Origin of the sequence: Brenneria roseae subsp. roseae (assembly GCF_003115845.1) — a bacterium.
GTDB lineage: Bacteria > Pseudomonadota > Gammaproteobacteria > Enterobacterales > Enterobacteriaceae > Brenneria > Brenneria roseae.
The window spans coordinates 139,903-161,102 of record NZ_KZ819024.1 but is presented as its reverse complement, the minus strand read 5'-3'; the positions used below and the strand labels follow the sequence as shown (position 1 = coordinate 161,102).

At 53.9% G+C, this 21,200-nt stretch carries 19 protein-coding genes; 10 read left to right on the top strand and 9 right to left on the bottom strand.

Annotated features, from left to right (window positions below):
* Positions 1-3: 3 nt before the first annotated feature.
* Entirely contained in the window at positions 4-768 is a 765-nt protein-coding gene (locus DDT52_RS05060) for a transporter substrate-binding domain-containing protein (RefSeq protein ID WP_136155393.1), read from the top strand.
* A 76-nt stretch (positions 769-844) separates the two neighbouring features.
* On the opposite strand, the gene alr is transcribed toward DDT52_RS05060, so the two are convergent.
* On the bottom strand, positions 845-1,924 hold the full coding sequence (gene alr / locus DDT52_RS05055; RefSeq protein WP_136155392.1) for an alanine racemase: 1,080 nt from the start codon (positions 1,922-1,924) through the stop codon (positions 845-847).
* Between the two features lie 33 nt (positions 1,925-1,957).
* Complete coding sequence (dnaB, locus tag DDT52_RS05050) at positions 1,958-3,364, bottom strand: replicative DNA helicase (protein ID WP_109052532.1); 1,407 nt, start codon at positions 3,362-3,364, stop codon at positions 1,958-1,960.
* Positions 3,365-3,491: 127 nt separating this feature from the next.
* Between dnaB and DDT52_RS05045 the strand changes: the two genes are divergently transcribed.
* Positions 3,492-4,481, top strand: coding sequence for a quinone oxidoreductase (locus DDT52_RS05045; RefSeq protein ID WP_136155391.1), 990 nt, complete (start codon positions 3,492-3,494; stop codon positions 4,479-4,481).
* Positions 4,482-4,848: 367 nt separating this feature from the next.
* On the opposite strand, the gene pspG is transcribed toward DDT52_RS05045, so the two are convergent.
* The 3 genes from pspG to DDT52_RS05030 all read right to left on the bottom strand — a co-directional run bounded on the left by pspG (position 4,849) and on the right by DDT52_RS05030 (position 7,491).
* Positions 4,849-5,070 carry an envelope stress response protein PspG gene (gene pspG, locus DDT52_RS05040; protein WP_136155390.1) on the bottom strand — a complete coding sequence of 74 codons (222 nt, stop codon included), beginning with the start codon at positions 5,068-5,070 and terminating at the stop codon, positions 4,849-4,851.
* A gap of 200 nt (positions 5,071-5,270) precedes the next feature.
* Positions 5,271-6,326, bottom strand: a complete 1,056-nt coding sequence (gene dusA / locus DDT52_RS05035) for a tRNA dihydrouridine(20/20a) synthase DusA (protein ID WP_136155389.1) — start codon at positions 6,324-6,326, stop codon at positions 5,271-5,273.
* 241 nt (positions 6,327-6,567) lie between these two features.
* Positions 6,568-7,491, bottom strand: coding sequence for a LysR family transcriptional regulator (locus tag DDT52_RS05030; protein WP_136155388.1), 924 nt, complete (start codon positions 7,489-7,491; stop codon positions 6,568-6,570).
* 142 nt (positions 7,492-7,633) lie between these two features.
* On the opposite strand from DDT52_RS05030, the gene lysA reads away from it, so the two are divergent.
* The 5 genes from lysA to DDT52_RS05005 all read left to right on the top strand — a co-directional run bounded on the left by lysA (position 7,634) and on the right by DDT52_RS05005 (position 10,644).
* Positions 7,634-8,896, top strand: coding sequence for a diaminopimelate decarboxylase (lysA, locus tag DDT52_RS05025; protein WP_136155387.1), 1,263 nt, complete (start codon positions 7,634-7,636; stop codon positions 8,894-8,896).
* 190 nt (positions 8,897-9,086) lie between these two features.
* The gene (locus tag DDT52_RS05020) at positions 9,087-9,425 is read left to right on the top strand and encodes a hypothetical protein (RefSeq protein ID WP_345719084.1); all 339 of its coding nucleotides are present in this window, start codon (positions 9,087-9,089) and stop codon (positions 9,423-9,425) included.
* A gap of 15 nt (positions 9,426-9,440) precedes the next feature.
* Positions 9,441-9,743 carry a DUF2645 family protein gene (locus tag DDT52_RS05015; protein ID WP_136155572.1) on the top strand — a complete coding sequence of 101 codons (303 nt, stop codon included), beginning with the start codon at positions 9,441-9,443 and terminating at the stop codon, positions 9,741-9,743.
* 23 nt (positions 9,744-9,766) lie between these two features.
* Positions 9,767-10,084, top strand: a complete 318-nt coding sequence (locus DDT52_RS05010; RefSeq protein ID WP_136155386.1) for a PTS sugar transporter subunit IIB — start codon at positions 9,767-9,769, stop codon at positions 10,082-10,084.
* Between the two features lie 107 nt (positions 10,085-10,191).
* Positions 10,192-10,644, top strand: coding sequence for a GNAT family N-acetyltransferase (locus DDT52_RS05005; RefSeq protein ID WP_136155385.1), 453 nt, complete (start codon positions 10,192-10,194; stop codon positions 10,642-10,644).
* 123 nt (positions 10,645-10,767) lie between these two features.
* Here the strand turns inward: DDT52_RS05005 and DDT52_RS05000 are convergent, their stop codons facing one another.
* On the bottom strand, positions 10,768-12,420 hold the full coding sequence (locus DDT52_RS05000) for a methyl-accepting chemotaxis protein (protein ID WP_136155384.1): 1,653 nt from the start codon (positions 12,418-12,420) through the stop codon (positions 10,768-10,770).
* A 1,133-nt stretch (positions 12,421-13,553) separates the two neighbouring features.
* Here DDT52_RS05000 and aas point away from each other — a divergent pair.
* From aas to DDT52_RS04985, 3 genes are read left to right on the top strand one after another with little or no spacing between them, the layout of a single operon-like run.
* Positions 13,554-15,719, top strand: a complete 2,166-nt coding sequence (gene aas / locus DDT52_RS04995) for a bifunctional acyl-ACP--phospholipid O-acyltransferase/long-chain-fatty-acid--ACP ligase (RefSeq protein ID WP_136155383.1) — start codon at positions 13,554-13,556, stop codon at positions 15,717-15,719.
* A complete protein-coding gene (lplT, locus tag DDT52_RS04990; protein WP_136155382.1) occupies positions 15,716-16,918 on the top strand; it encodes a lysophospholipid transporter LplT in 1,203 nt (400 codons plus the stop codon). Before aas ends, lplT begins: the two co-directional genes overlap by 4 nt.
* Before the next feature lie 32 nt (positions 16,919-16,950).
* Positions 16,951-17,412: a GNAT family N-acetyltransferase gene (locus DDT52_RS04985; RefSeq protein WP_136155381.1), complete on the top strand. Its 462-nt coding sequence runs from the start codon at positions 16,951-16,953 to the stop codon at positions 17,410-17,412.
* Positions 17,413-17,486: 74 nt separating this feature from the next.
* On the opposite strand, the gene DDT52_RS04980 is transcribed toward DDT52_RS04985, so the two are convergent.
* The 3 genes from DDT52_RS04980 to DDT52_RS04970 form a co-directional block, all read right to left on the bottom strand.
* Positions 17,487-18,041, bottom strand: coding sequence for a desulfoferrodoxin family protein (locus tag DDT52_RS04980; protein ID WP_136155380.1), 555 nt, complete (start codon positions 18,039-18,041; stop codon positions 17,487-17,489).
* Positions 18,042-18,055: 14 nt separating this feature from the next.
* Positions 18,056-19,738, bottom strand: coding sequence for a medium-chain fatty-acid--CoA ligase (gene fadK / locus DDT52_RS04975; RefSeq protein WP_136155379.1), 1,683 nt, complete (start codon positions 19,736-19,738; stop codon positions 18,056-18,058).
* A 69-nt stretch (positions 19,739-19,807) separates the two neighbouring features.
* Positions 19,808-21,139 carry an MFS transporter gene (locus DDT52_RS04970; RefSeq protein ID WP_136155378.1) on the bottom strand — a complete coding sequence of 444 codons (1,332 nt, stop codon included), beginning with the start codon at positions 21,137-21,139 and terminating at the stop codon, positions 19,808-19,810.
* Positions 21,140-21,200 lie beyond the last annotated feature (61 nt).

Below are 21,200 nucleotides of genomic sequence, written 5' to 3'. Positions count from 1 at the left end.
ATCATGATGAAATGGGGTTCATTAGCATTGTTGCTGGTCGCCGGAGGGGTAAGCGCCGAATCTCATCTGGATACGGTTCAGCAGCAAGGCGTGCTGAACGTGTGTACCACTGGCGATTACAAACCGTATACCTTTCTGCATGACGATGGTAGCTACGAGGGGATCGATATTTCCATGGCGGAATCACTGGCAAAAAGTCTGGGCGCTAAGGTGAATTTTGTGAAAACCACCTGGAAAACGCTGATGCCTGATTTTCAGTCCGGTAAATGCGATATCGCTATGGGCGGAATTTCCGTCACGCTGGAGCGGCAGAAAAAGGTGTTTTTTACCCAGACGCTGGACGTGGACGGGAAAATTCCGCTGGCGCGTTGCGAGAATAAAGATAAATACCAGACCATCGAGCAACTCAATCAACCATCCGTGCGGTTGATTGAACCGGCGGGAGGAACCAACGAAGCGTTCGCCCGGGCTTACTTGCCGCAGGCAACGTTGATGTTGCAGGACAATGTGACTATTTTCCAGCAATTGGTGGATAAGAAAGCGGATGTGATGATTACCGAGGCATCAGAAGCCTTGTTCCAGCAGAAACACTACCCGGAACTGTGTGCGATTAACCCGGACAAACCGATGCAGTACGGGGAAAAAGCGTATATGTTGCCGCGCGAAGATATGAGCTGGAAATTGTATGTGGATCAGTGGCTGCACTTGACCAAGGCGACAGGTGCGTATCAGACGATTGTCGGCGAGTGGCTGGCCGTCGGACAGTAATCACATTTCAGACCAGGGAAGCGCCAACGGCGCTTCCTTTCGCTTTTATCCGTTCGTTTTATGCGGTCCGGTGCTGCTAATCATCAAGGTATTCCAACTGCGTGCGCTGCGTTAAGCGGGTAATCAACTCGTAGGCGCTGACGCCGGTATGGGTGGCGATTCTCTCCACCGGCAGGGCCGGTCCCCACAGGATGACTTCATCGCCCACGTAGTCCTGCGCGTCTGGTCCGAGATCGACGGTAATCATGTCCATGGAAACCCGACCGGACAGCGGAACTTCACGTCCGTTTATCCATACCGGCGTGCCTGCCGGCGCACAGCGCGGATAACCATCGCCGTAGCCGATGGCGACCACCCCAAGCCGCGTATCGCGCTTGCTGGTCCAGGTGCCGCCATAACCGACGGATTCTCCTGCTTTATGTTCGCGCACGGCGATCAGGTGCGACGTTAACGTCATGGCGGGCTGGAAGCCGAAATGGACGGCATTTTCATTGTCGAGGGGGGACACGCCGTACAGAATAATACCGGGACGAACCTGATCGCGGTGCGCCTGCGGCCACAGCAGAATGCCGCCGGATGCCGCGATGGACTGTGCCCCCGGTTTTCCCTGCGCAAACGCATCAAGATAGGCCAGTTGACGTTCTGTTACACCGCATTCTGGTTCATCGGCGCGACAAAAATGGCTCATGATGTTCACCGGTTGCACCACATTGTGGCATTCGGTTAGCCGCTGCCAGAACGCATCCGCCTGTTCCGGCAGTACGCCGAGACGATGCATTCCCGTATCGAGTTTCATCCAGACGCGAATCGGGTGGGGGAGGTCGGCTTGTTCCAGCGCCGCAAGCTGCTCGGGGCTGTGAACCGCGGTTTCAAGCTGATGGGTCGCCAGCAGGGGAAGATCGTCGGCAGAAAAAAAACCTTCAAGCAGCAGGATAGGTTTGGTGATCCCCGCGGCACGCAGCGTCAGGGCTTCCGAGAGTCGAGCGACGCCGTAGCAGTCGGCGTCGTGAAAAGTCTGTGCCGCTTCAACCAGACCATGACCGTAAGCATTGGCTTTTACCACCGCGACCAGACGACTTTCAGGAGCCAACTGGCGAACCCGTTGCAGGTTATGACGCAAAGCCCGGCGGCTAATGACGGCAGTTGCCGTTTTCATTCTTTATCCTTAGCGCATGATTATCATTGTGCGCTATTCATCATCGTATTGTGGGCCGGCATAGTTATCAAAGCGCGACCACTGCCCGTTAAAGGTCAAACGTACGGAACCGATCGGGCCGTTACGCTGTTTCCCTAAAATAATTTCTGCAATTCCCTTTAGGTCACTGTTTTCATGATAAACCTCATCACGATAGATAAACATAATCAGGTCGGCATCCTGCTCGATGGATCCCGATTCACGCAGGTCGGAGTTTACCGGCCGTTTATCCGCACGCTGTTCCAGGCTTCGGTTAAGCTGGGACAGTGCAACAACAGGAACTTGCAATTCTTTTGCCAATGCTTTGAGTGAACGGGATATTTCCGCAATTTCCAAAGTACGGTTATCTGACAGGGACGGTACGCGCATTAATTGCAGGTAGTCGATCATAATCAGGCTCAGACCGTCATGTTCGCGAAATACCCGACGGGCGCGGGAACGCACTTCCGTTGGCGTCAGGCCGGAAGAGTCGTCGATATACATGTTGCGCTTTTCCAGCAGGATGCCCATGGTGCTGGAAATTCGCGCCCAGTCTTCATCATCCAACTGACCAGTACGGATACGGGTTTGGTCGACGCGGGACAACGAAGCCAGCATACGCATCATGATCTGTTCGCCGGGCATCTCCAGACTGAAGATCAGCACCGGTTTATCCTGCATCATGGCGGCGTTTTCGCACAGGTTCATGGCGAACGTGGTTTTCCCCATTGAAGGACGCGCCGCGACGATAATCAGGTCGGATTTCTGCAAGCCGGCGGTCTTCTTGTCCAGATCCTGATAACCGGTGGAAACACCGGTTACGCCGTCATGCGGGCGCTGGTAAAGCTGTTCGATACGGGAAACGGTATCTTCCAGAATGCGATCGATGCTCTTCGGGCCTTCATCTTTACTGGCGCGGTTTTCGGCTATCTGGAAAACGCGGGATTCGGCCAGATCGAGGAGGTCTTCACTGCTGCGCCCTTGCGGATCGTAACCGGCATCGGCGATTTCGTTGGCGACGGCGATCATCTCGCGTACGACGGCTCGTTCCCGCACAATGTCGGCGTAAGCGCCGATGTTAGCCGCGCTGGGGGTGTTTTTCGCCAGTTCGGCCAGATAGGCAAAGCCGCCGGCCGACTCCAGATCGCCTTTCTGCTCCAGTGATTCTGACAGGGTGATCAGGTCGATCGGCCGGTTCATTTCCAGCAGACGCTGCATTTCGGTGAAGATCAGGCGGTGGGCGCGATTATAGAAATCGTTGGAAACAACACGCTCTGCCACGTTGTCCCAGCGTTCATTATCGAGCATCAGTCCACCCAATACCGATTGTTCCGCTTCCAGCGAGTGTGGCGGAAGCTTTAATCCTTCCATTTGGCGGTCACGGGGTTCATTCGATTTATTGGTTGGTCTTTTTTCTGCCATGAAGCGAGGTCTTTACCGGTTGATTTGCCATTGGATTAGAGGGCATTGTATATCTGAACGCAGGAAATGCCACACTGCAATACGTATTATGGCGAGACAATGAAACCGTCACGGTTGAGGAGATAACATGGCAAAACGAGTTCAGTTCAGAGCTTACGGTGGGCCAGAGGTTCTGCAATATGTTGATTTTACACCCAATGAGCCTGCGGCGGGTGAAGTTCAGGTGGAAAACCGCGCCATCGGCATCAATTTCATCGATACCTATATTCGCAGCGGTTTGTATCCGGTTCCCGATTTACCTTCCGGGCTGGGGTCGGAAGCGGCCGGCGTGGTAACGAAAGTCGGCGCCGGCGTCGGTACGGTTAAGGTCGGCGATCGCGTGGTTTATGCTCAGTCGGGGTTGGGAGCCTACAGCGATGTACATAATGTATCGGAAGATAAGGTCGCTATCCTGCCGGACGCCATCAGTTTTGAGCAGGCGGCGGCCTCTTTTCTGAAAGGGCTGACGGTGTACTATTTGCTGCGTCAGACTTATGAAATCAAACCTAATGAAATCTTTCTGTTTCATGCCGCAGCCGGCGGCGTGGGGTTGATTGCCTGCCAATGGGCGAAAGCGCTGGGCGCCAAACTGATCGGTACGGTGGGGTCCGATGAAAAAGCGCGGCGAGCCAAACAGGAAGGGGCCTGGGCAACGATTAACTACCGTACTGAAAATATTGCTCAGCGGGTTGCGGAACTGACCGATGGCAACAAGGTTTCGGTGGTGTATGACTCGGTGGGGAAAGATACCTGGGAGGCGTCTCTCGACAGCCTGCATCGTCGCGGGCTGATGGTCAGTTTCGGGAATGCGTCAGGTCCGGTGACCGGCGTTAATCTGGGCATCCTCAATCAGAAAGGTTCACTGTATGCGACCCGTCCGTCACTGCACGGTTATGTCACTAACCGTACTGAACTGGATCAGGCGAGCAGCGAGCTGTTCTCGCTTATTGCCAGCGGCGCGATCAAGGTGGATGTCGCACCGGAACAGGTCTTTGCCTTGTCCGACGTTCAGGCCGCGCATCAGGCGCTGGAAAGCCGTCGTACTCAAGGTTCCAGCCTGTTGATACCGGGACGGTAATCGGGCGTTTCCATCGCCGATGTTGGAAAAGCAGAAGGCCTCCCAAGGGAGGCCTTTGCCATTACGCTAATTTCATCGAGCTGTATGTAGGGTACAGCGGGGTAGTCGCCATGAAGGTGCCACTGCGTGACTATTATGTTTCCTGACGATGATGAAATCGTTTTGCCAGCTGCCTTTAATAGGCTGTTTTTTCAGATAATGATAAAACCTGATGTCAGGCAAGACGGGCAATAAATTGTGGCGACATCCTAGCAGCCGTTATCAGGAAAAAATATCTGCTGGCGCACAGTTTTGCATATCCCTTTATCCTTCAGTGGTGGTCCAACCTGGTTGGTCACATACCCTGTTAAGGAGATTGTCTGCCGAATCAGCGGTAATAGCGCACCGGTTTTTGCTGAAAATGACGCCATATCCAAACCACGGCGACGGCCAGCAGTAGCCACGGCAAGACTTTGAGCGTGACGACGAACAGTCCGCCAATCAGCATAAAAATCGAAGCGATAAACAGTGCGGCAATCACGCCCAGCAGCGAGACGCCGGTGACCATCAGCATAATAAAGAATCCAATAACGAAGAAAATTTCCAACATGGTGTGCTCCTGTGGCGGTTGATTATTTTTGCCTGTTAAGCGTGATTCGTCGCCTGTGTCGATAGCAAAACGCAATGGCGGTTATCATGTAATTACAATAATCGTGCCAAAACGTATCGCTGATAACTTATTGATTTATCAGCGACAGCCGGAGAAGGGAAAGCATGGTGTTAGTCAAAACGACTAACAGTTAGTCTGTTTTATGACGGGTTATCCTGCCCGTCGCCCTTACGGGCCGTCACGGTGGGATTGATTAATGCCAGCGCACGTTCAACAACGGCGGCATCGGCTCCCGGTTTATGCGCATTTTCGCTCAGGTAACGCCGCCACTGGCGTGCGCCCGGCACGCCCTGAAACAGGCCGAGCATATGACGGGTAATGTGGCCTAACGCGGCGCCGTTCGAGAGCTCACGTTCGATATAGGGATACATGGATTCCACAACGGCGGCGATATCCGGGCTGGCCGCCTGTTCGCCGAACAGTTCGCGATCCACTTGCGCCAGTATGCCGGGGTTTTGATAAGCCTCACGGCCCATCATCACGCCATCCAGATATTGCAGATGGATTTTGGCCTCTTCCAGCGTTTTGATACCGCCGTTGATGGCAATCGTCAGTGCCGGAAAGTCTCGTTTCAACTGATAGACGCGTGGGTAATCCAACGGCGGGATTTCGCGATTTTCTTTCGGGCTAAGGCCAGATAGCCAGGCTTTGCGGGCGTGGACGATAAAGGTATCGCAGCCGCCGCGAACGGCCACGGTTTGGATAAAATCGCACAGGAATTCATAGCTGTCTCGATCGTCGATACCGATACGCGTTTTCACCGTCACCGGGATCGAAACCCGATCTTGCATCGCCTTGATGCAGTCAGCCACCAGCGTAGCTTCTCCCATCAGGCAGGCGCCGAAGCGGCCGTTTTGCACGCGATCGGACGGGCAGCCGACATTCAGATTCACCTCATCATAGCCGCGCTGTTCGGCCAGATAGGTGCATTGCGCCAGCGCCTCGGGATCGCTGCCGCCCAACTGTAACGCCAGCGGATGCTCTTCCTCGTTATAAGCCAGATAGTCGCCCTTGCCATGAATAATCGCGCCGGTAGTGACCATTTCGGTATATAACAAGGCATGGCGGCTTAACTGGCGGAGAAAATAACGGCAATGACGATCGGTCCAATCGAGCATCGGCGCAACGGAGAAGCGTCCTGACGGGAATGTGGCGTGTGATGCTGCGTGCTGGGTGACTTGGCTATGTTGTGGCATGGATCTTATTAGGTCAGTGGTTGCGTCGTTTTCCCCGCAGGGAAAAGGTCATAAAAGGATAATACTATGCACTATACCATAAGATGGCTTGTTGGCTGGCGCTGACACGGTGATCATGCGCTATGCCCACAATAGATTTCACGCCGGCACATTTCGTGACCCGTTCAAAAGCGCCTGATTTGATAGCGTATGCTGATGCCTCGTTCAAATCTTTTTCCCTCCCCATACGGCATTCGGCTCGTCACTGCTGTAGCACTTGCTGTAAACGTCTGGGGACGTCAGCGGCATAGCGTTTAAGCTGGTCGATAAACCTATCCACCAGCGCCGAAGCAGGGCGATGCAGTGGACGAATCAGGCTGACGGTGAACGGAACATCAATACTGAAAGGACGCACGACAACGCCGGACGCCGCGTAATCCAGGGCGGTCAGCGGATTGACAATCGAAATACCGACGCCAGTGCGAACCATGGCGCAGACCGAAGCCGCACTGTGCGTTTCCAATACCATCTGTCGTGCCACGCCCTGTTCCTGAAACAGTTTATCCAGCAGTTGGCGATAGCTGTCGGCGCTCGACAGGCTGATAAAGGGTTCATCGGCAAAATCGGCGGGAGTGAGCACGATTTTTGCCGCCAGAGGATGTCCGGCGGGCAGCACGCAGACTTCGTTCAGCAGCATCAGCGTCTGGCGCTCCGTACCGGCTGGCGTTAGGTTGTTTTCCGTCAGTCCCAGATCGTGTCGCTGGGCGGAGAGCCACTCCTCCAGCAGCGGCGATTCTTGCGGAATGATGTGCAGGCTGAGCCGGGGATAGCGGGTCAACAGCGGTTTACATACATCAGGCAGCAACGACTGGGAAAACACGGGCAGGCAGGCGATCGAAAGCTGCGCCTGCTGAAAACGGCGGATGTCGCTGGCGGCACTGATAATTCTGTCCAGCCCGTAATAGGAACGCTGGACTTCTTCAAACAGCTGTAACCCTTGCGCCGTGGGATACAGTCTCCCTCGCACCCGCTCGAACAGGGTCATCTGAATCAGCTTTTCAAACCGCGCCAGTTCACGGCTGACCGTCGGCTGCGAGGTGTTCAGCAATGCTGCCGCCTCCGTCAGATTACCGGTCGTCATGACCGCATGAAAAATCTCAATGTGTCGCAATGATATTGCCGCCATGTTTCCCCCTAATCAAATGCGCCAACCCATATCATAAATGAATAGACTATGCCTAAAACGATATTTGTTTACCACTTTGGTAATTTTTTATAGTGGGGATCGGTAATTTCAAACTTTATATGCATAGTTGGTAATAAAAATCATGCCACACGATCTGAACGACATGACGCACGCGCTGAATGCACAAAGCCTGCGTGAACTTCCCGTCCGCTTTGGTTGCCCGGTCTGGGCTTATGATGCGCAGACCATCGTGGATCGCATCGCGCAATTGCGTCAGTTCGATACCATTCGCTTTGCGCAGAAAGCCTGTTCCAATACGCACATTCTGCGTCTGATGCGCCAGCAGGGTGTGAAAGTGGATTCGGTATCGCTGGGGGAAATCGAGCGGGCGCTGGTGGCTGGTTTTGTGCCGGGAACGGCGGCGCACGAAATCGTGTTTACCGCCGACCTGCTGGATCGTCCGACATTACAGCGGGTAACGGAGCTGAATATCCCGGTAAATGCCGGTTCGGTGGATATGCTGGAACAGTTGGGCCGTCAGTCGCCGGGCCATTCGGTCTGGCTGCGCGTTAATCCCGGTTTTGGTCACGGCCACAGTCAGAAAACCAACACCGGCGGCGAAAACAGCAAGCACGGCATCTGGTATGGCGATCTGCCGCTGGCGCTGGCGCATATCCAGCGCTACCAGCTGCAACTGGTGGGGATTCACATGCACATTGGTTCCGGCGTGGACTACGGCCACCTGGAACAGGTGTGTGATGCCATGGTGCGGCAGGTTATCTCGCTGGGTCAGGACGTTCAGGCGATTTCTGCGGGCGGCGGCTTGTCTATTCCGTATCGTGAGGGGGAGGAATCGATTGATACCGAACACTATTACGGTTTGTGGAATACGGCGCGTGAAAAAATTGCTGCTCATCTGGGTCATCCGATAACGCTGGAAATCGAGCCGGGGCGTTTTCTGGTGGCGGAATCGGGCGTGCTGGTGGCCGAAGTCCGCGCGGTGAAAACGATGGGAAGCCGCCATTTCGTGCTGGTGGACGCAGGTTTCAACGATCTGATGCGTCCGGCGATGTACGGCAGCTATCACCACGTATCCTTGTTGCCGGGCGACAATCGCGATCTGAGCCAGGCAACGCTGCGCGACAGCGTCATTGCCGGACCACTGTGCGAATCCGGAGACGTGTTTACCCAGCAGGCTGGCGGGGGAGTGGAAACCATCGCGTTGCCGGATGCGCAGGTTGGTGATTATCTGGTCTTCCACGATACCGGCGCTTATGGTGCCTCCATGTCCTCCAATTACAACAGCCGGCCGCTGCTGCCGGAAGTGTTGTTCGAGCAAGGTAAACCGCGGCTGATTCGCCGCCGTCAGACGCTGGAAGCGTTGCTGGCGCTGGAGTCGGTTTAATCGGGATGATTTGGGGAGGTGAGGCATTGATCGATGCCTCATTTTTTATTCCATTCTCTGATTTTTTCGTATCTGGACACAATAAGACGAATTACTGAGAAGTAATAGAATAACCATAGTGAAATATTCATATTGCCAGAACATCAGGATATAGTTTATGGAGTGAAAGTGTTTTTTAAGGATAGAATAAATGAAGAATCAATTTTGTGATGTTGATGATTTAGGTTTTCCAAAATTTACAGGGTTTGATTTTATAAGATATCACTTACCGGATAGCTCTAAATATGTTACTGGAAAATCTTATCTATGGGCTTATAAGGCTGCTTATTTGTACTACAATAGAGATAAAATAATAAGGTATGCTCATGAAGAAAAAGTTCCGGTTTTATTGCTGGCTGGTGTTGCTATAGCTGAAGTTGGCGGAGTTCCTGAAAGATTAAAAGCTTATGGTGTTTTGCAGTTTAGACAGATGATTAATGATACGATTAATGGTACGAATAAGTCATCTAATGCTACTATCGAATTTTAAAAGGGATTTGATGTGATGGTATATATAAAAATCATGTTGTTGATTTTTTGTTGTATTGCAATATATTTTTTATCCTCATTTGAAGAAGAAATTTATATTGACGGAAAAGAAATATTAAATGCATGTATGGCTTTTAGAGCTTTTGTTGTTGATGATGTTAGAGATTTTACTGGGGTGATTTCATTTCTTATTTTTGTTTTTCCTTTCTTGTTTTTATGTATTAAAAAAAGAGTTAAAGATGTTAGTCTTAATATAATTTCTGCCTTTTTATTATCGTATTGGATATGGCGATTTTTTATAAGAATCAACTTATGCTGAGGGATGAGATGGAGATCGGACTGATGAAAAGAATCATACTGGCCTGTTCTGCGGGCATGTCCACCTCGCTGGTGGCAGCCAGAATGGAAAAGGAAGCGGAGCGTCGTGAACTGGAACTCAAGATTTACGCCGTTCCGGAGCAAAACCTGCGTGATGAGCTTCAGGAATATGGCAATGATATTATTGCCGTGCTGTTGGGGCCGCAGGTACGTTTTAAGCTGAATGAAAATAAAAAGCTGACGGATAGCTATCAGATTCCCATTGCGGTGATCGATCCTGTGGCATACGGGACATTAAATGGTGCGAAAGTGCTTGATCAGGCGCTGAGTTTGGTAAAGTAGGCCGATTATTGTTCCTTAATATCAGCGTTGGCATCAGTCGGACAATAGGATTTTGGCGTGTATTTGTTTGATTCCGTACCGATCTTTCAGGAGCAACGGGCGTAGACATGGCAAAAATTGTTTATCTGGCTGAGTACCCTCAGCATCAGGAGCAGGTGACGGACTGGTTGTGGCAGGCGTTTGGCAGTCACAGCAGCCGTGAGTTTTTTGCCAGTGTGGTGCGTAGCAGCCTCAATCCCCCCGCATTGCCCGTGACGTTCATTGCACTGGAAGCGGATCGCCTGGTTGGCACCGTTGGGCTGTGGCGCTGCGATTTGATCAGCCGTCAGGATTTGACCCCCTGGCTGGCGGCGCTGTATGTCGATGAAAATCAGCGTGATAAAGGACTGGGGCAGATGCTACAGCGCCATGTGCTGGATTATAGTCGCCGCGCCGGGTTTGCAGACCTGTATCTGTACGCGACCTTCAGCGGCTATTACGAAAAATTCGGCTGGCAGTATATCGGGGATGGACTGGATTATCCTGATAAAACGGTGAGGCTATATCGTCAAGGGTTATAGCATGGCGGTGAAAATGGATTTGTGTGCTGGACTCAACGTGTTTTCAGGCGATTTCATCGTCCGCGCCAGACAAAGAGCCGCGGGATCACCACGGCTCTTTAATGTTGTGACCAGATACCCTACTCAGAAAGAGGCCCAATCCCCTTCATTCGCTGACGCCTTTTTCCCACCCGGCGACGCCAGCGCCGGTTTGAGCGTTAACGGTGCGACAGTCGGCGTATTGGCAAGCCGGCTGTCGTTGTCCAACAGGAATATACTCACCGTCTGAGCCAGTTGTGCCGCCTGTTGTTGCAGAGACTGAGTCGCCGATGAGGCTTCATTAACCAGCGAGGCGTTCTGCTGGGTGGTGACTTCCATCTGGTTCACGGCAACGTTCACCTGTTCAATGCCCAGCGTCTGTTCGTTGCTGGCGGAACTGATTTCTCCCACCAGGTCGCTGACCCGGCGCACGCCGTTGACGATTTCCTGTATGGAAACGCCCGCTTGCTCGACCAAACGGTTACCCGCTTCTACGGTTTCGACTGAATGATCGATCAGCTCTTTGATCTCTTTGGCCGCTGATGCACTGCGCTGTGCCAGGCTCCGGACTTCGCTGGCAACCACGGCAAAGCCACGGCCTTGTTCACCCGCCCGCGCCGCCTCTACTGCCGCATTGAGTGCCAGAATGTTGGTCTGGAACGCAATACTGTCAATAACGCCGATGATATCCACGATCTTTTTAGATGATGCGTCGATCGCCCCCATGGTTTCGACAACTTCAGTCACCAGTTGCCCGCCGGACTGCGCCTGCCCGGTGGTCGCCTGTGCGAGCTGGTTGGCTTGCCGGGCGTTATCCGCGTTCTGTCGTACCGTTGCGCTCAATTCTTCGATAGAGGCGGCGGTTTCCTGTAGCGCGCTGGCTTGTTCTTCGGTTCGGCTGGAAAGGTCGATGTTGCCTGCGGCGAGCTGCGACGATGCGCCGGCGATGGATTCCGAGCCCTGCCGGACTTCACCGACGATAGTGCGCAAACGAACGGTCATGTCTTGCAAGGCATGAAGTAGCTGGGCCGCTTCGTCGCGCCCTTCAGGCTGTATGGCATATGTCAGATCGCCTGCCGCCACGGCCTGCGTGGCTTGTACGGCACGAGCCAGTGGCTGAACGATACTGCGCGTGAGCATCCAGGCAACCAGTGCGCCGACGGCGGCGCTTAGCAGCCCCATGATGCCAAGGAAAAGGTAACCCTGACTTGCGCTTTGATTGATGCTTTCGCCCATCTGGTCGATGCTGGCGCGCTGGTGGTCACTCAGCGCCTCGACACTTGCCAGATAGCCGTTTGACGCCGGTATAAACTCTTTTTCGAATAGCTCGACGGCCTTATCAAACTGGCCCGCCGACTTTGCCGTGATGATGGCGTCGCGTTTTTTGATGTAAAGCTGACGGTATTCGCCGACCTTGTCGAATAAGGATTGCTCCTCAGGGGTGGAAATCAGGCTGGCAAATTGTTCCTGCCGTTTGCTGCTTTGTTTGCTCGCCGCGGCGTTCTCGGCGGCGAACAGCTCAGCCAGTGAATCGTCATTACTGCGGGCAACCGCCATACTCCGTTGCACGCCTGCGACCAGCGCGGCGTGCCAATCCGATGCCAGACGTTCTTTACGAAGCGGTTCTTGCATCATTTGTTGCGTACTATGAGAGACCTGGTTGAGTTGATAAATACCGCTGGTCAGCATCACCAGAGAAAATAGGATGAGTAAACCAAATCCTCCGGCCAGCCGGGTACCGATTTTGTAGTTCTTCATTATTTTTTATAAACCCTTATGTGGAAGTCAATACCTGCCCTTTGGCAGGACTTTTAGATAGTACGCCTGGTTATTTTATAGATTTCGTTGAAAAAGCGGCTTAATTACCTTCTATTCTGATGGTCGCCATCAGGTAAGAAATAAACAGGTCTTAATTCGGGTGTTATATTTGTTTTTTCTATTACTTAATCGAAGTTTCTTATAAATTCCGTGAGCGGTTTAATGCCGGGTTATTGTGGCTGCCGAAGGCGAAGAACGTCATTTGTTTTCTGTTTGTTATTTATTCCCGGAATAAAGACATTGTATGTTGAAAAATAAACTGGATTATTATCATCGGTGGTAAGTCTGACTTTGATCAGCCGGCAGCCGGGTGGTTTGTTTATGAAAGGGCAGTGAGATGCGTCGATCCTGAGGAACAGGCTATCGTGTTCTTACAGGATACGGCAGAATTTTACAGTTGGTTGCACTTCTGGCAGAACTCTTTCGATTACTCACTGGTTTATCGGGTTACGCCTCTTTAGAGTAAAAAGTCCCAGAGGTATTGATTGGTGATGTATCAATGTACTCTGTACATTGAACCATTTAATTACACCGACCTACGCGGATGCGTAGGTTTTTTTTGCCTGTCGTTTCTGCCAGTCGATCGTTAAATCGGGAAAATACATCTACCGATAACAATAAACGCTCGTTTCGCTAATAAAGCATTACGCGCGCTACAAATAGAAGCAACAAACTTACTTCGCCGAATGAGTCCAGATTAAATTATTATTGCTTTATCACCCACCTTAAATTTCTCCCCCGCGAGTGAACGACGACTTGTTTAAGCTATTTCAAAAGTGTTATCGGTATTAATATTGCCGGCGCTCAGCGTCAGGTCATTATCGGCAATGATATATCCAGTGTTTATCATGCGCTGATATTGCCTGTTTCACCATTATTCCGGCATGACAGCATGGGGAGACAGTTTCAGCCGTGTACGCTTATACTAAAGGCGAATTATCCTAATAAGTTACCTTACTGCTGGTCATGCGTCGGTTATTCTGGTGATGAATGGGTCACTATAGTATTTTTACGGGGTGATCACGGTCTGTTTCAAACAGGCCACACCGTTTAATCTGTCTACGGGAGAAGACATGATTTATACCCTGTTGCGTTGGGTGTTCCGCCGTCTGTACCGCATCCGGATTGAGGGCGACAGCAGCCGTTTTCAGCAATCAAAATTGTTGATTACGCCCAATCACGTTTCCTTTCTTGATGGTGCGCTGCTGGCGTTATTCTTGCCGATCAAACCCGTCTTTGCCGTGTATTCATCCATTTCAGAGCGCTGGTTTATGCGCTGGCTGAAACCCTATATTGATTTTGTGCCGCTGGATCCGACCAAGCCACTAGCCATCAAGGGATTGATTAAGATGATAGATGGTGGACAGCCAGTGGTGCTCTTCCCTGAGGGACGGATTACCGTCACGGGGTCGCTGATGAAAATATACAGCGGCGCGGCGTTTGTCGCGGCCAAATCGGGCGCAACGATTATTCCCGTGCGGATTGATGGCGCGGAGCTTTCGCCATTTGGTCGTCTGGGCGGCATTTTTAAACGTCATTGGTTTCCGCAAATCACCATCAGCTATCTGCCCCCCACCCGGCTACCGATGCCCGAGGCAGGCAGCGCCAGAGAACGCCGTATATTGGCGGGTGAGCATCTGCATCGGATTATGATGGATGCGAGGATGGCCACGCGCCCGAACCAAACGCTGTATCAGGCGTTTCTTGCTGCCCGCAAGCGCTATGGCCGCAGTTCTCCCTGTATTACGGATATTGCGTTCAAAGAGGACAGCTATCAGGGATTACTGAAAAAGTCGCTCGGCGTATCGCGAATTCTGCAACGTTTTACTCAGGCGGATGAGCATGTGGGGATGTTACTGCCCAACGCGACGATCGCGGCTGCCGCCATTCTGGGGGCAACGTTACGCAACCGCGTCCCTGCGATGTTGAATTACACGTCGGGGGCCAAAGGGCTGCAAAGCGCGATGAAGGCCGCCACGATCAAAACCATTGTGACTTCACGCCAGTTTTTGGAAAAGGGCAAGCTAACCGACCTGCCTAAGCAGGTGAGTGAGGCCCACTGGGTCTATCTGGAAGATTTGAAAGATACGGTGACGCTGGCGGACAAACTGTGGATTCTGCTTCACCTGTTGTTTCCTGCCAGGGCGATGTTGCCGCAGCAGGCGGGCGATGCCGCGATAGTGCTGTTTACTTCCGGCTCGGAGGGGAATCCGAAGGGCGTGGTGCACTCTCACGACAGCCTGCTGGCGAATGTCGAGCAGATCCGCACCGTGGCGGATTTCACCCCGCGTGACCGCTTTATGTCTGCGTTGCCATTGTTCCATGCCTTTGGATTGACGGTCGGTCTGCTGACCCCGCTGATCACCGGCGCCAGAGTGTTTCTCTATCCCAGCCCGCTGCACTATCGCATTGTGCCGGAGCTGGTATATGACCAGAATTGCACCGTGCTGTTCGGCACGTCCACCTTTCTGGGCAATTACGCGCGCTTTGCGCACCCTTATGACTTTGCCCGTTTGCGTTATGTGGTGGCCGGGGCGGAAAAACTGTCGGAATCGACCCGCCAGATATGGCAGGACAAATTCGGCATTCGTATTCTGGAAGGCTATGGCGTGACGGAGTGTGCGCCCGTGGTGGCGATCAATGTGCCGATGGCGGCCAAAATTCACACCGTGGGGCGTCTGCTGCCGGAAATGGAATCCCGGCTGATCGCCGTGCCGGGGATCGATCGCGGCGGGCGCCTGCAACTGCGCGGGCCGAATATCATGAAAGGCTATCTGCGGGTTGAACATCCGGGCGTGCTGGAAGTGCCGGCGGCGGAAAACGCACAAGGTGAATTGCAGATGGGCTGGTATGACACGGGCGACATTGTCGAACTGGATGACAAAGGATTCTGTACCATCGTCGGGCGGGTTAAACGCTTTGCCAAGCTGGCGGGTGAGATGGTGTCGCTGGAAAGCGTGGAGCAACTGGCGATAAAAACTTCCCCGGACGCGCAGCATGCCGCCAGCGCCAAAAGCGACAGCAGTAAAGGAGAAGCGCTGGTGTTGTTTACCACCGACGGCCAGCTGACCCGTGAGAAACTGCTGGCGCAGGCGCGTAGTGGCGGCGCGCCTGAGCTGATGGTGCCGCGGGATATTCGGTACGTGAAGGCATTACCGTTACTCGGCAGTGGTAAACCTGATTTTGTCACATTGCGCCAGATGGCTGAACATGCCGAAGAACGGGAGCAGGAATCATGAGTCAGACGCCGGAACCAACGACGCCGTTGTTGTCGCGCAGCATGAACGCGGTCATTATCGCGCAGTTTTTTTCCGCCTTTGGTGACAATGCATTGTTGTTTGCCACGCTGGCGTTGATCAAGCAACTCGTTTATCCCGACTGGAGTCAGCCGTTTTTACAGATGGGCTTCGTGGTGGCGTATATCATTCTGGCGCCTTTCGTCGGGCAGGTTGCGGACAGTTTTGCCAAAGGGCGGGTGATGATGTTCGCCAATGCTCTGAAGCTGGCCGGCGCGCTGCTGATTTTGATCGGGGGAAATCCGTTTCTGGGATATACGCTGGTGGGGGTTGGCGCGGCGGCTTATTCGCCAGCCAAGTATGGGATTCTGGGCGAGATCACCCGCGGCGACCAACTCGTCAAGGCGAATGGCCTGATGGAGGCTTCCACCATTGCGGCGATCCTGACCGGGTCCGTTGCCGGCGGCGTGCTGGCCGACTGGAACCTGTACGCGGCGCTGGCGATTTGCGCCGTTACCTATGGCATTGCGCTGGGCGCGAACATGTTGATCCCTCGCCTCAATGCGGCGCGTCCGGGACAGCAGTGGCATCCGGCTCGGATGATGCACCGCTTCTTCTCTGCCTGCCGCGTTTTGTGGCGTGACGGGGAAACCCGCTTTTCGCTGGTTGGCACCAGCCTGTTTTGGGGCGCGGGCGTGACGCTGCGTTTTCTGCTGGTGCTGTGGGTACCGTTGGCGCTGGGCATTACGGATAATGCGACGCCTACGTTGCTGAACGCGATGGTCGCGGTGGGGATCGTGCTGGGGGCCGGGGCCGCTGCTAAACTGGTGACGCTGAAAACGGTACAGCGCTGTCTGCCAGCGGGCGTGCTGATTGGCGTCGTGGTAGTGATTTTTACCCTTCAGCACAACCTGATCAGCGCCTATGGTTTACTGATTTTGCTTGGCGCGCTGGGCGGCTTTTTCATTGTGCCGCTCAATGCGCTGTTGCAGGAACGTGGCAAAATCAGCGTGGGGGCCGGCAATGCCATTGCCGTGCAGAATCTGGGTGAAAACGCCTCGATGCTGCTGATGCTGGGGCTTTACTCGCTGGTGGTGAAACTCGGCGTATCGGTTATCACTATCGGGATCGGTTTCGGCGTATTATTCGCATTGGCGATTGCATTGCTGTGGGGATGGCTGATTTTCACCAAGCGGCGTTAAGGCAATCATAGCGAGGGTCTTAAGAGACAGGTATGAATCTGATATGGCATGACTGGGGGGTTGAGGACCTGAACGTCTATTCATTGCATGACATTCTTGCTCTGCGTAATCAGGTCTTTGTCGTTGAACAAACCTGCCCGTATCTGGATATTGACGGTCGCGATTTGGCTGACGGCAATCGCCATATTGCGGCATACGATAACGGGAAGCTGTCCGCTTATGCGCGGCTGCTGGCGCCGGCGCCAGGCAAGGATGCGGTAACCATCGGTCGAGTGATCGTCGCGCCCCATGTCCGGGGTCAGCAACTGGGGAATCAACTGATGGAACATGCGCTGCTTGTCTGCGCGCGCCATTGGCCGCAGAAAGCGATTTTTCTATCCGCGCAGGCACATCTGCAATCGTTCTATGCCAGCTTTGGCTTTGTCGCGACGGGGAGCGTCTACGATGAAGATGGGATTGCGCATATCGATATGTTTTCCGGCGCCTCATCGTAGGTGCGGATACCTCACGACGCATCGTTGAACGCATTCACGATCCGTCCCGCGCTGCGCCCGATTAAGTCGTCTGCCTAAAACGTGTTTTTCCACAGGCCGTGCCGGTTGCAATACGCGTAGGCGGTGAATCCCCGTTTGCAGTTAAACTTGCACTGGCTGCCTTTGCATACCGCGCGGTCGCAATAGACGTAGGCATCGCTTTCCGCCAGCGAAAAGATCGCTGAAGGCTTGTCGCCCGGCGCGATGAATTTGATTTGCCCGCCCTGGAATGTGTAGAGATAAATCCATTCCAGATGATGTTCACCGTCCATCGGATGCGGTGGCGCGCCGACGGTGACGGATAGCGCGTTGGATTCAAACCCGCCGGATACCACCATGGCGGGCAGGTGCTGTTCGGCTGCGGCATCTGTCGGCCCCTGTGGTTTCAATTCGACCATCGGCTCACCGCAGCAGATGATGGATAACGTGCCCTGTCCCGCGTATTGCTGCACCAGCAGCCGGCGGCAGCGTGAGCAACGATAAAAGGCCGGTGCGGCAGTAGAGAATGTCGGCTTGGTGCTGTTTCTGACGCGAGTTGAGGTTTTATGTCCGACGCCGCGCCCGTCCGCATTTTTGTTTCTGGTTAACATAAACGCATCCTCCACTATGGTGAAAAAAAGGGGGAGGGCGTAATGACGTTTTCCGCCGGGGTGTGATGGTCGTCCAGTCCGAGCCGATGAATAATATCCTGGCGCAGCAGGTATTTTTTAATCTTGCCTGAAGCGGTGCGCGGTAAACGATCGATGACCACCACATGCTCGGGATACTTATATTTTGCGACGCGTTTACGGCTGAAAAATGTAATGACGTCATCCAGCGTTAGCGTCCGGTACGGTTCCTTCAATACGATATAGGCGCAGGCGCGTTCCCCTAACCGCTCATCGGGCATGGCGACTACGCCGGCCTCGCGGATCCGGGGATGTTGCAGCAGAATTTCTTCCAGTTCCAGACTGCTGATGTTCTCGCCGCCCCGCACGATCACATCTTTCTTGCGTCCGGTAATTTTGATGTAGCCGTCCTCGTCCATGCGGCACAGGTCGCCGCTGTAGTACCAGCCATCTTCGTCCAGCGCATTGGCCGTTAATTCCGGCTCATCCAGATAACCCATAAAAACGTTTGGTCCGCGGGAGGCCTCTTCCCCTTCTTCTCCGAATGGCACCGGTTGCCGGGCCTTATTGACGACTTTGACTTCCACGCCGGGCGTGGCGGTTCCGTCGGTATTGATGATGCGCGATAGCGGCGCGCCGGGTTTTGCCACGGTATGAGGCGCGCTTTCCGTTGCGCCGTATACGCTGAAAACCGGGATCCCCGCCTGCAAACACTCTTTGATGATTTTTTTCGGTATCGTCGTACCGCCGCATAGAAAAAAACGCAGTGAAGACAAATCGTAGCGGTGCTGTTGCAGGGTACACAAGACGTCATACAAAAAGGGCGTCGCGCCCATAATGCAGGTGCATTTTTCCCGCTCCAGCAGCGTCAGGCATTGGGCCGGGGTGAAGATATCAAGCAGGACGCTGCGGGCGCCGATGATAAAAGGCGCGGTGACGCCATGTAAAAATCCGGTGGCGTGCGCCAGCGGGGCGGGCATCAGAATGGTATCCAGCCAGGTCAGGTTTAGCGTGGCGCAATAGGCGCGCTCGCCGGCGAGGATATTATTGTGCGTCAGCATCACCCCTTTGGGAAAACCTTCGGTGCCGGAGGTGAATAACACCGCGGCAAGGCTGTCGCCCTGGGTCTGAATGCGGCGCTCCAGCGGAGGCGTCTCCCGCAGGATCTGACTTAACGACACCCCGGATTCGGCTGGAGCCAGCTTATCGACGGCGACAACCTGCTGTAAGTCGGGCAACTGAGCGCGCAGTGGGGCGATGACGGACGTCGGCGCGGCGTTTTTAAACCGCGTCGGCATAAATAACAGGCGCGCCCGGCATTTGTTGAGTATCCAGGTGAGTTCGGCTTCGCGGTAAGCGGGAAGCAGCGGAACGGATACCGCCCCGACTTTCAGACAGGCCAGATAAATAAGCGTGAATTCACACCAGCCGGGAAGCTGAAACGCCACTCTGTCCCCTGGCTGTATCCCCGCGTCGAGAAGGTAAGACGCGACGCGCGCCGCCGCGGTATCCAGTTCCGCATAAGTATATTCGGCGCCCTGATTATCGGTTACGGCGATTTTTTCCGGCGCGGTGATGGCCGACATATGCCAGTAGTCCGCCAGCGACGCATCGCCCCAATAGCCCATTTTCCGGTACTGCGTTCTGCGCGCCGGATTAAATTTGATGGTGACACTCATCAGTAGGTTCTCAGTTATATCCCGTTATCTTTCACGTTGCCGATGTAGCGGTTTCATACGTCTTGCCGGTTATTGGGTATATGCCGTCGCCGTATTTTGTTTTTTGAGATACATCGCCAACGCCCCGAACAGCAAAGGCAATGGCAGAAACAGAAAGACATCGCTGAACGACCAGTTGGCGGCCAGCATCGCGGAACCGATGCCCGCACCGCTGATCGCTCCCAGCCGACCGATCCCCGTGGCCCAACTGACGCCGGTCGCACGCATGAACGTGGGGTAAAAGTGGGCTGCCAGCGCATAACACCCCGGATTGATGCCGTTGATCGTGAAGCCAAGCAGCAGCACCAGTGAACATAACAACGGCAATGTTGGCATGTGCAGGCCTAATAGCAGCGCGCCGCAGGCTCCGCCCAATAGCGTCAGCGCAATGGCCCGGTGTTTCCCCCAGCGATCCATTTCCAGGCCGATGCAGAAATTGCCGGCGATGCCGCCTACCTGGAATATGGCACCGATGATGACCGCCTGAGATAACGTCAACCCCGCATCCCTGACCATTAATGGCAGCCAGCTCGACAGTAAATAAACGCTGAATAAACCGATAAATAGGGTGGCCCAGATAGCCAGCGTGCCGGTGGCATATGGCGCGTGAAAGAGCGATCCGATGGCGCTTTTCTGCGTGATTCGCGGTTCGGAATTGATGAATCGGGTATTGGCGTCGGCGACCTGGGGAACAAAACGGTTAAGCAGTCGCGCTAACCGCTGTTGATATCGGGTATGCAGGACCAGAAAACGCATGGACTCGGGTAAATACAGCAGCAGGACGACGGTCAGCATCAGCGGCAGCACGCCACCGGCAAGGAACACCGAGCGCCAGCCGAACATCTCGATCAGCCGTTCGCTCGCCAGCCCGCCGAGTGCGGCGCCGGTATTAAATCCGCAGTGGATGGCGGTCGACATATGTGAGCGGCAGCGTTTAGGCGCGTATTCGGCGACCAGCGTCGTGATGTTGGGCATGGCCGCGCCCAGGCCGAGCCCGGTGAGAAAACGAAAGATAATCAGACTGAGCAGATCCCACGACCAGGCCGAAATCAGGCTGCCGATGCCGAAAAACAACACTGAACCGACAATCAGCGTCTTACGTCCATGGCGATCGGCCAACGGGCCGGAAATTAATGAGCCGCAGGCCAGTCCTAGCAGTCCGCTCATCATGACCGGGCCTAATTCATGGCGGGAAATTTGCCAGTCATCGATCAAGGCCGGGGCAATAAAGCCCATGGCGGTTACATCAAAACCGTCGACGGCCAGCGTAATAAAACCCAGAAAGATAATCAGCCATTGCCGCGGGGTAATGGGCTGAGAATCTAAAATGGTACTGATATCAATTTGTTTTTGACCAGACATACCCATCTCCATTCGTTGTTGTTTCAGTCGATACGTCATGGTGGTGTTTATTGGGTTAACG

Bases quoted from the DNA above. Each gene is read 5' to 3' on its own strand.
- DDT52_RS05060 (WP_136155393.1), top strand. From the start codon at position 4: ATGATGAAATGGGGTTCATTAGCATTGTTGCTGGTCGCCGGAGGGGTA.
- DDT52_RS05030 (WP_136155388.1), bottom strand. From the start codon at position 7,491: ATGGCGGCAATATCATTGCGACACATTGAGATTTTTCATGCGGTCATG.
- DDT52_RS04980 (WP_136155380.1), bottom strand. From the start codon at position 18,041: ATGTTAACCAGAAACAAAAATGCGGACGGGCGCGGCGTCGGACATAAA.
- lysA (WP_136155387.1), top strand. From the start codon at position 7,634: ATGCCACACGATCTGAACGACATGACGCACGCGCTGAATGCACAAAGC.
- DDT52_RS05010 (WP_136155386.1), top strand. From the start codon at position 9,767: ATGAAAAGAATCATACTGGCCTGTTCTGCGGGCATGTCCACCTCGCTG.
- DDT52_RS05005 (WP_136155385.1), top strand. From the start codon at position 10,192: ATGGCAAAAATTGTTTATCTGGCTGAGTACCCTCAGCATCAGGAGCAG.
- fadK (WP_136155379.1), bottom strand. From the start codon at position 19,738: ATGAGTGTCACCATCAAATTTAATCCGGCGCGCAGAACGCAGTACCGG.
- alr (WP_136155392.1), bottom strand. From the start codon at position 1,924: ATGAAAACGGCAACTGCCGTCATTAGCCGCCGGGCTTTGCGTCATAAC.
- pspG (WP_136155390.1), bottom strand. From the start codon at position 5,070: ATGTTGGAAATTTTCTTCGTTATTGGATTCTTTATTATGCTGATGGTC.
- DDT52_RS04985 (WP_136155381.1), top strand. From the start codon at position 16,951: ATGAATCTGATATGGCATGACTGGGGGGTTGAGGACCTGAACGTCTAT.
- DDT52_RS04970 (WP_136155378.1), bottom strand. From the start codon at position 21,139: ATGTCTGGTCAAAAACAAATTGATATCAGTACCATTTTAGATTCTCAG.
- dusA (WP_136155389.1), bottom strand. From the start codon at position 6,326: ATGCCACAACATAGCCAAGTCACCCAGCACGCAGCATCACACGCCACA.
- dnaB (WP_109052532.1), bottom strand. From the start codon at position 3,364: ATGGCAGAAAAAAGACCAACCAATAAATCGAATGAACCCCGTGACCGC.
- DDT52_RS05000 (WP_136155384.1), bottom strand. From the start codon at position 12,420: ATGAAGAACTACAAAATCGGTACCCGGCTGGCCGGAGGATTTGGTTTA.
- aas (WP_136155383.1), top strand. From the start codon at position 13,554: ATGATTTATACCCTGTTGCGTTGGGTGTTCCGCCGTCTGTACCGCATC.
- DDT52_RS05045 (WP_136155391.1), top strand. From the start codon at position 3,492: ATGGCAAAACGAGTTCAGTTCAGAGCTTACGGTGGGCCAGAGGTTCTG.
- lplT (WP_136155382.1), top strand. From the start codon at position 15,716: ATGAGTCAGACGCCGGAACCAACGACGCCGTTGTTGTCGCGCAGCATG.
- DDT52_RS05020 (WP_345719084.1), top strand. From the start codon at position 9,087: ATGAAGAATCAATTTTGTGATGTTGATGATTTAGGTTTTCCAAAATTT.
- DDT52_RS05015 (WP_136155572.1), top strand. From the start codon at position 9,441: ATGGTATATATAAAAATCATGTTGTTGATTTTTTGTTGTATTGCAATA.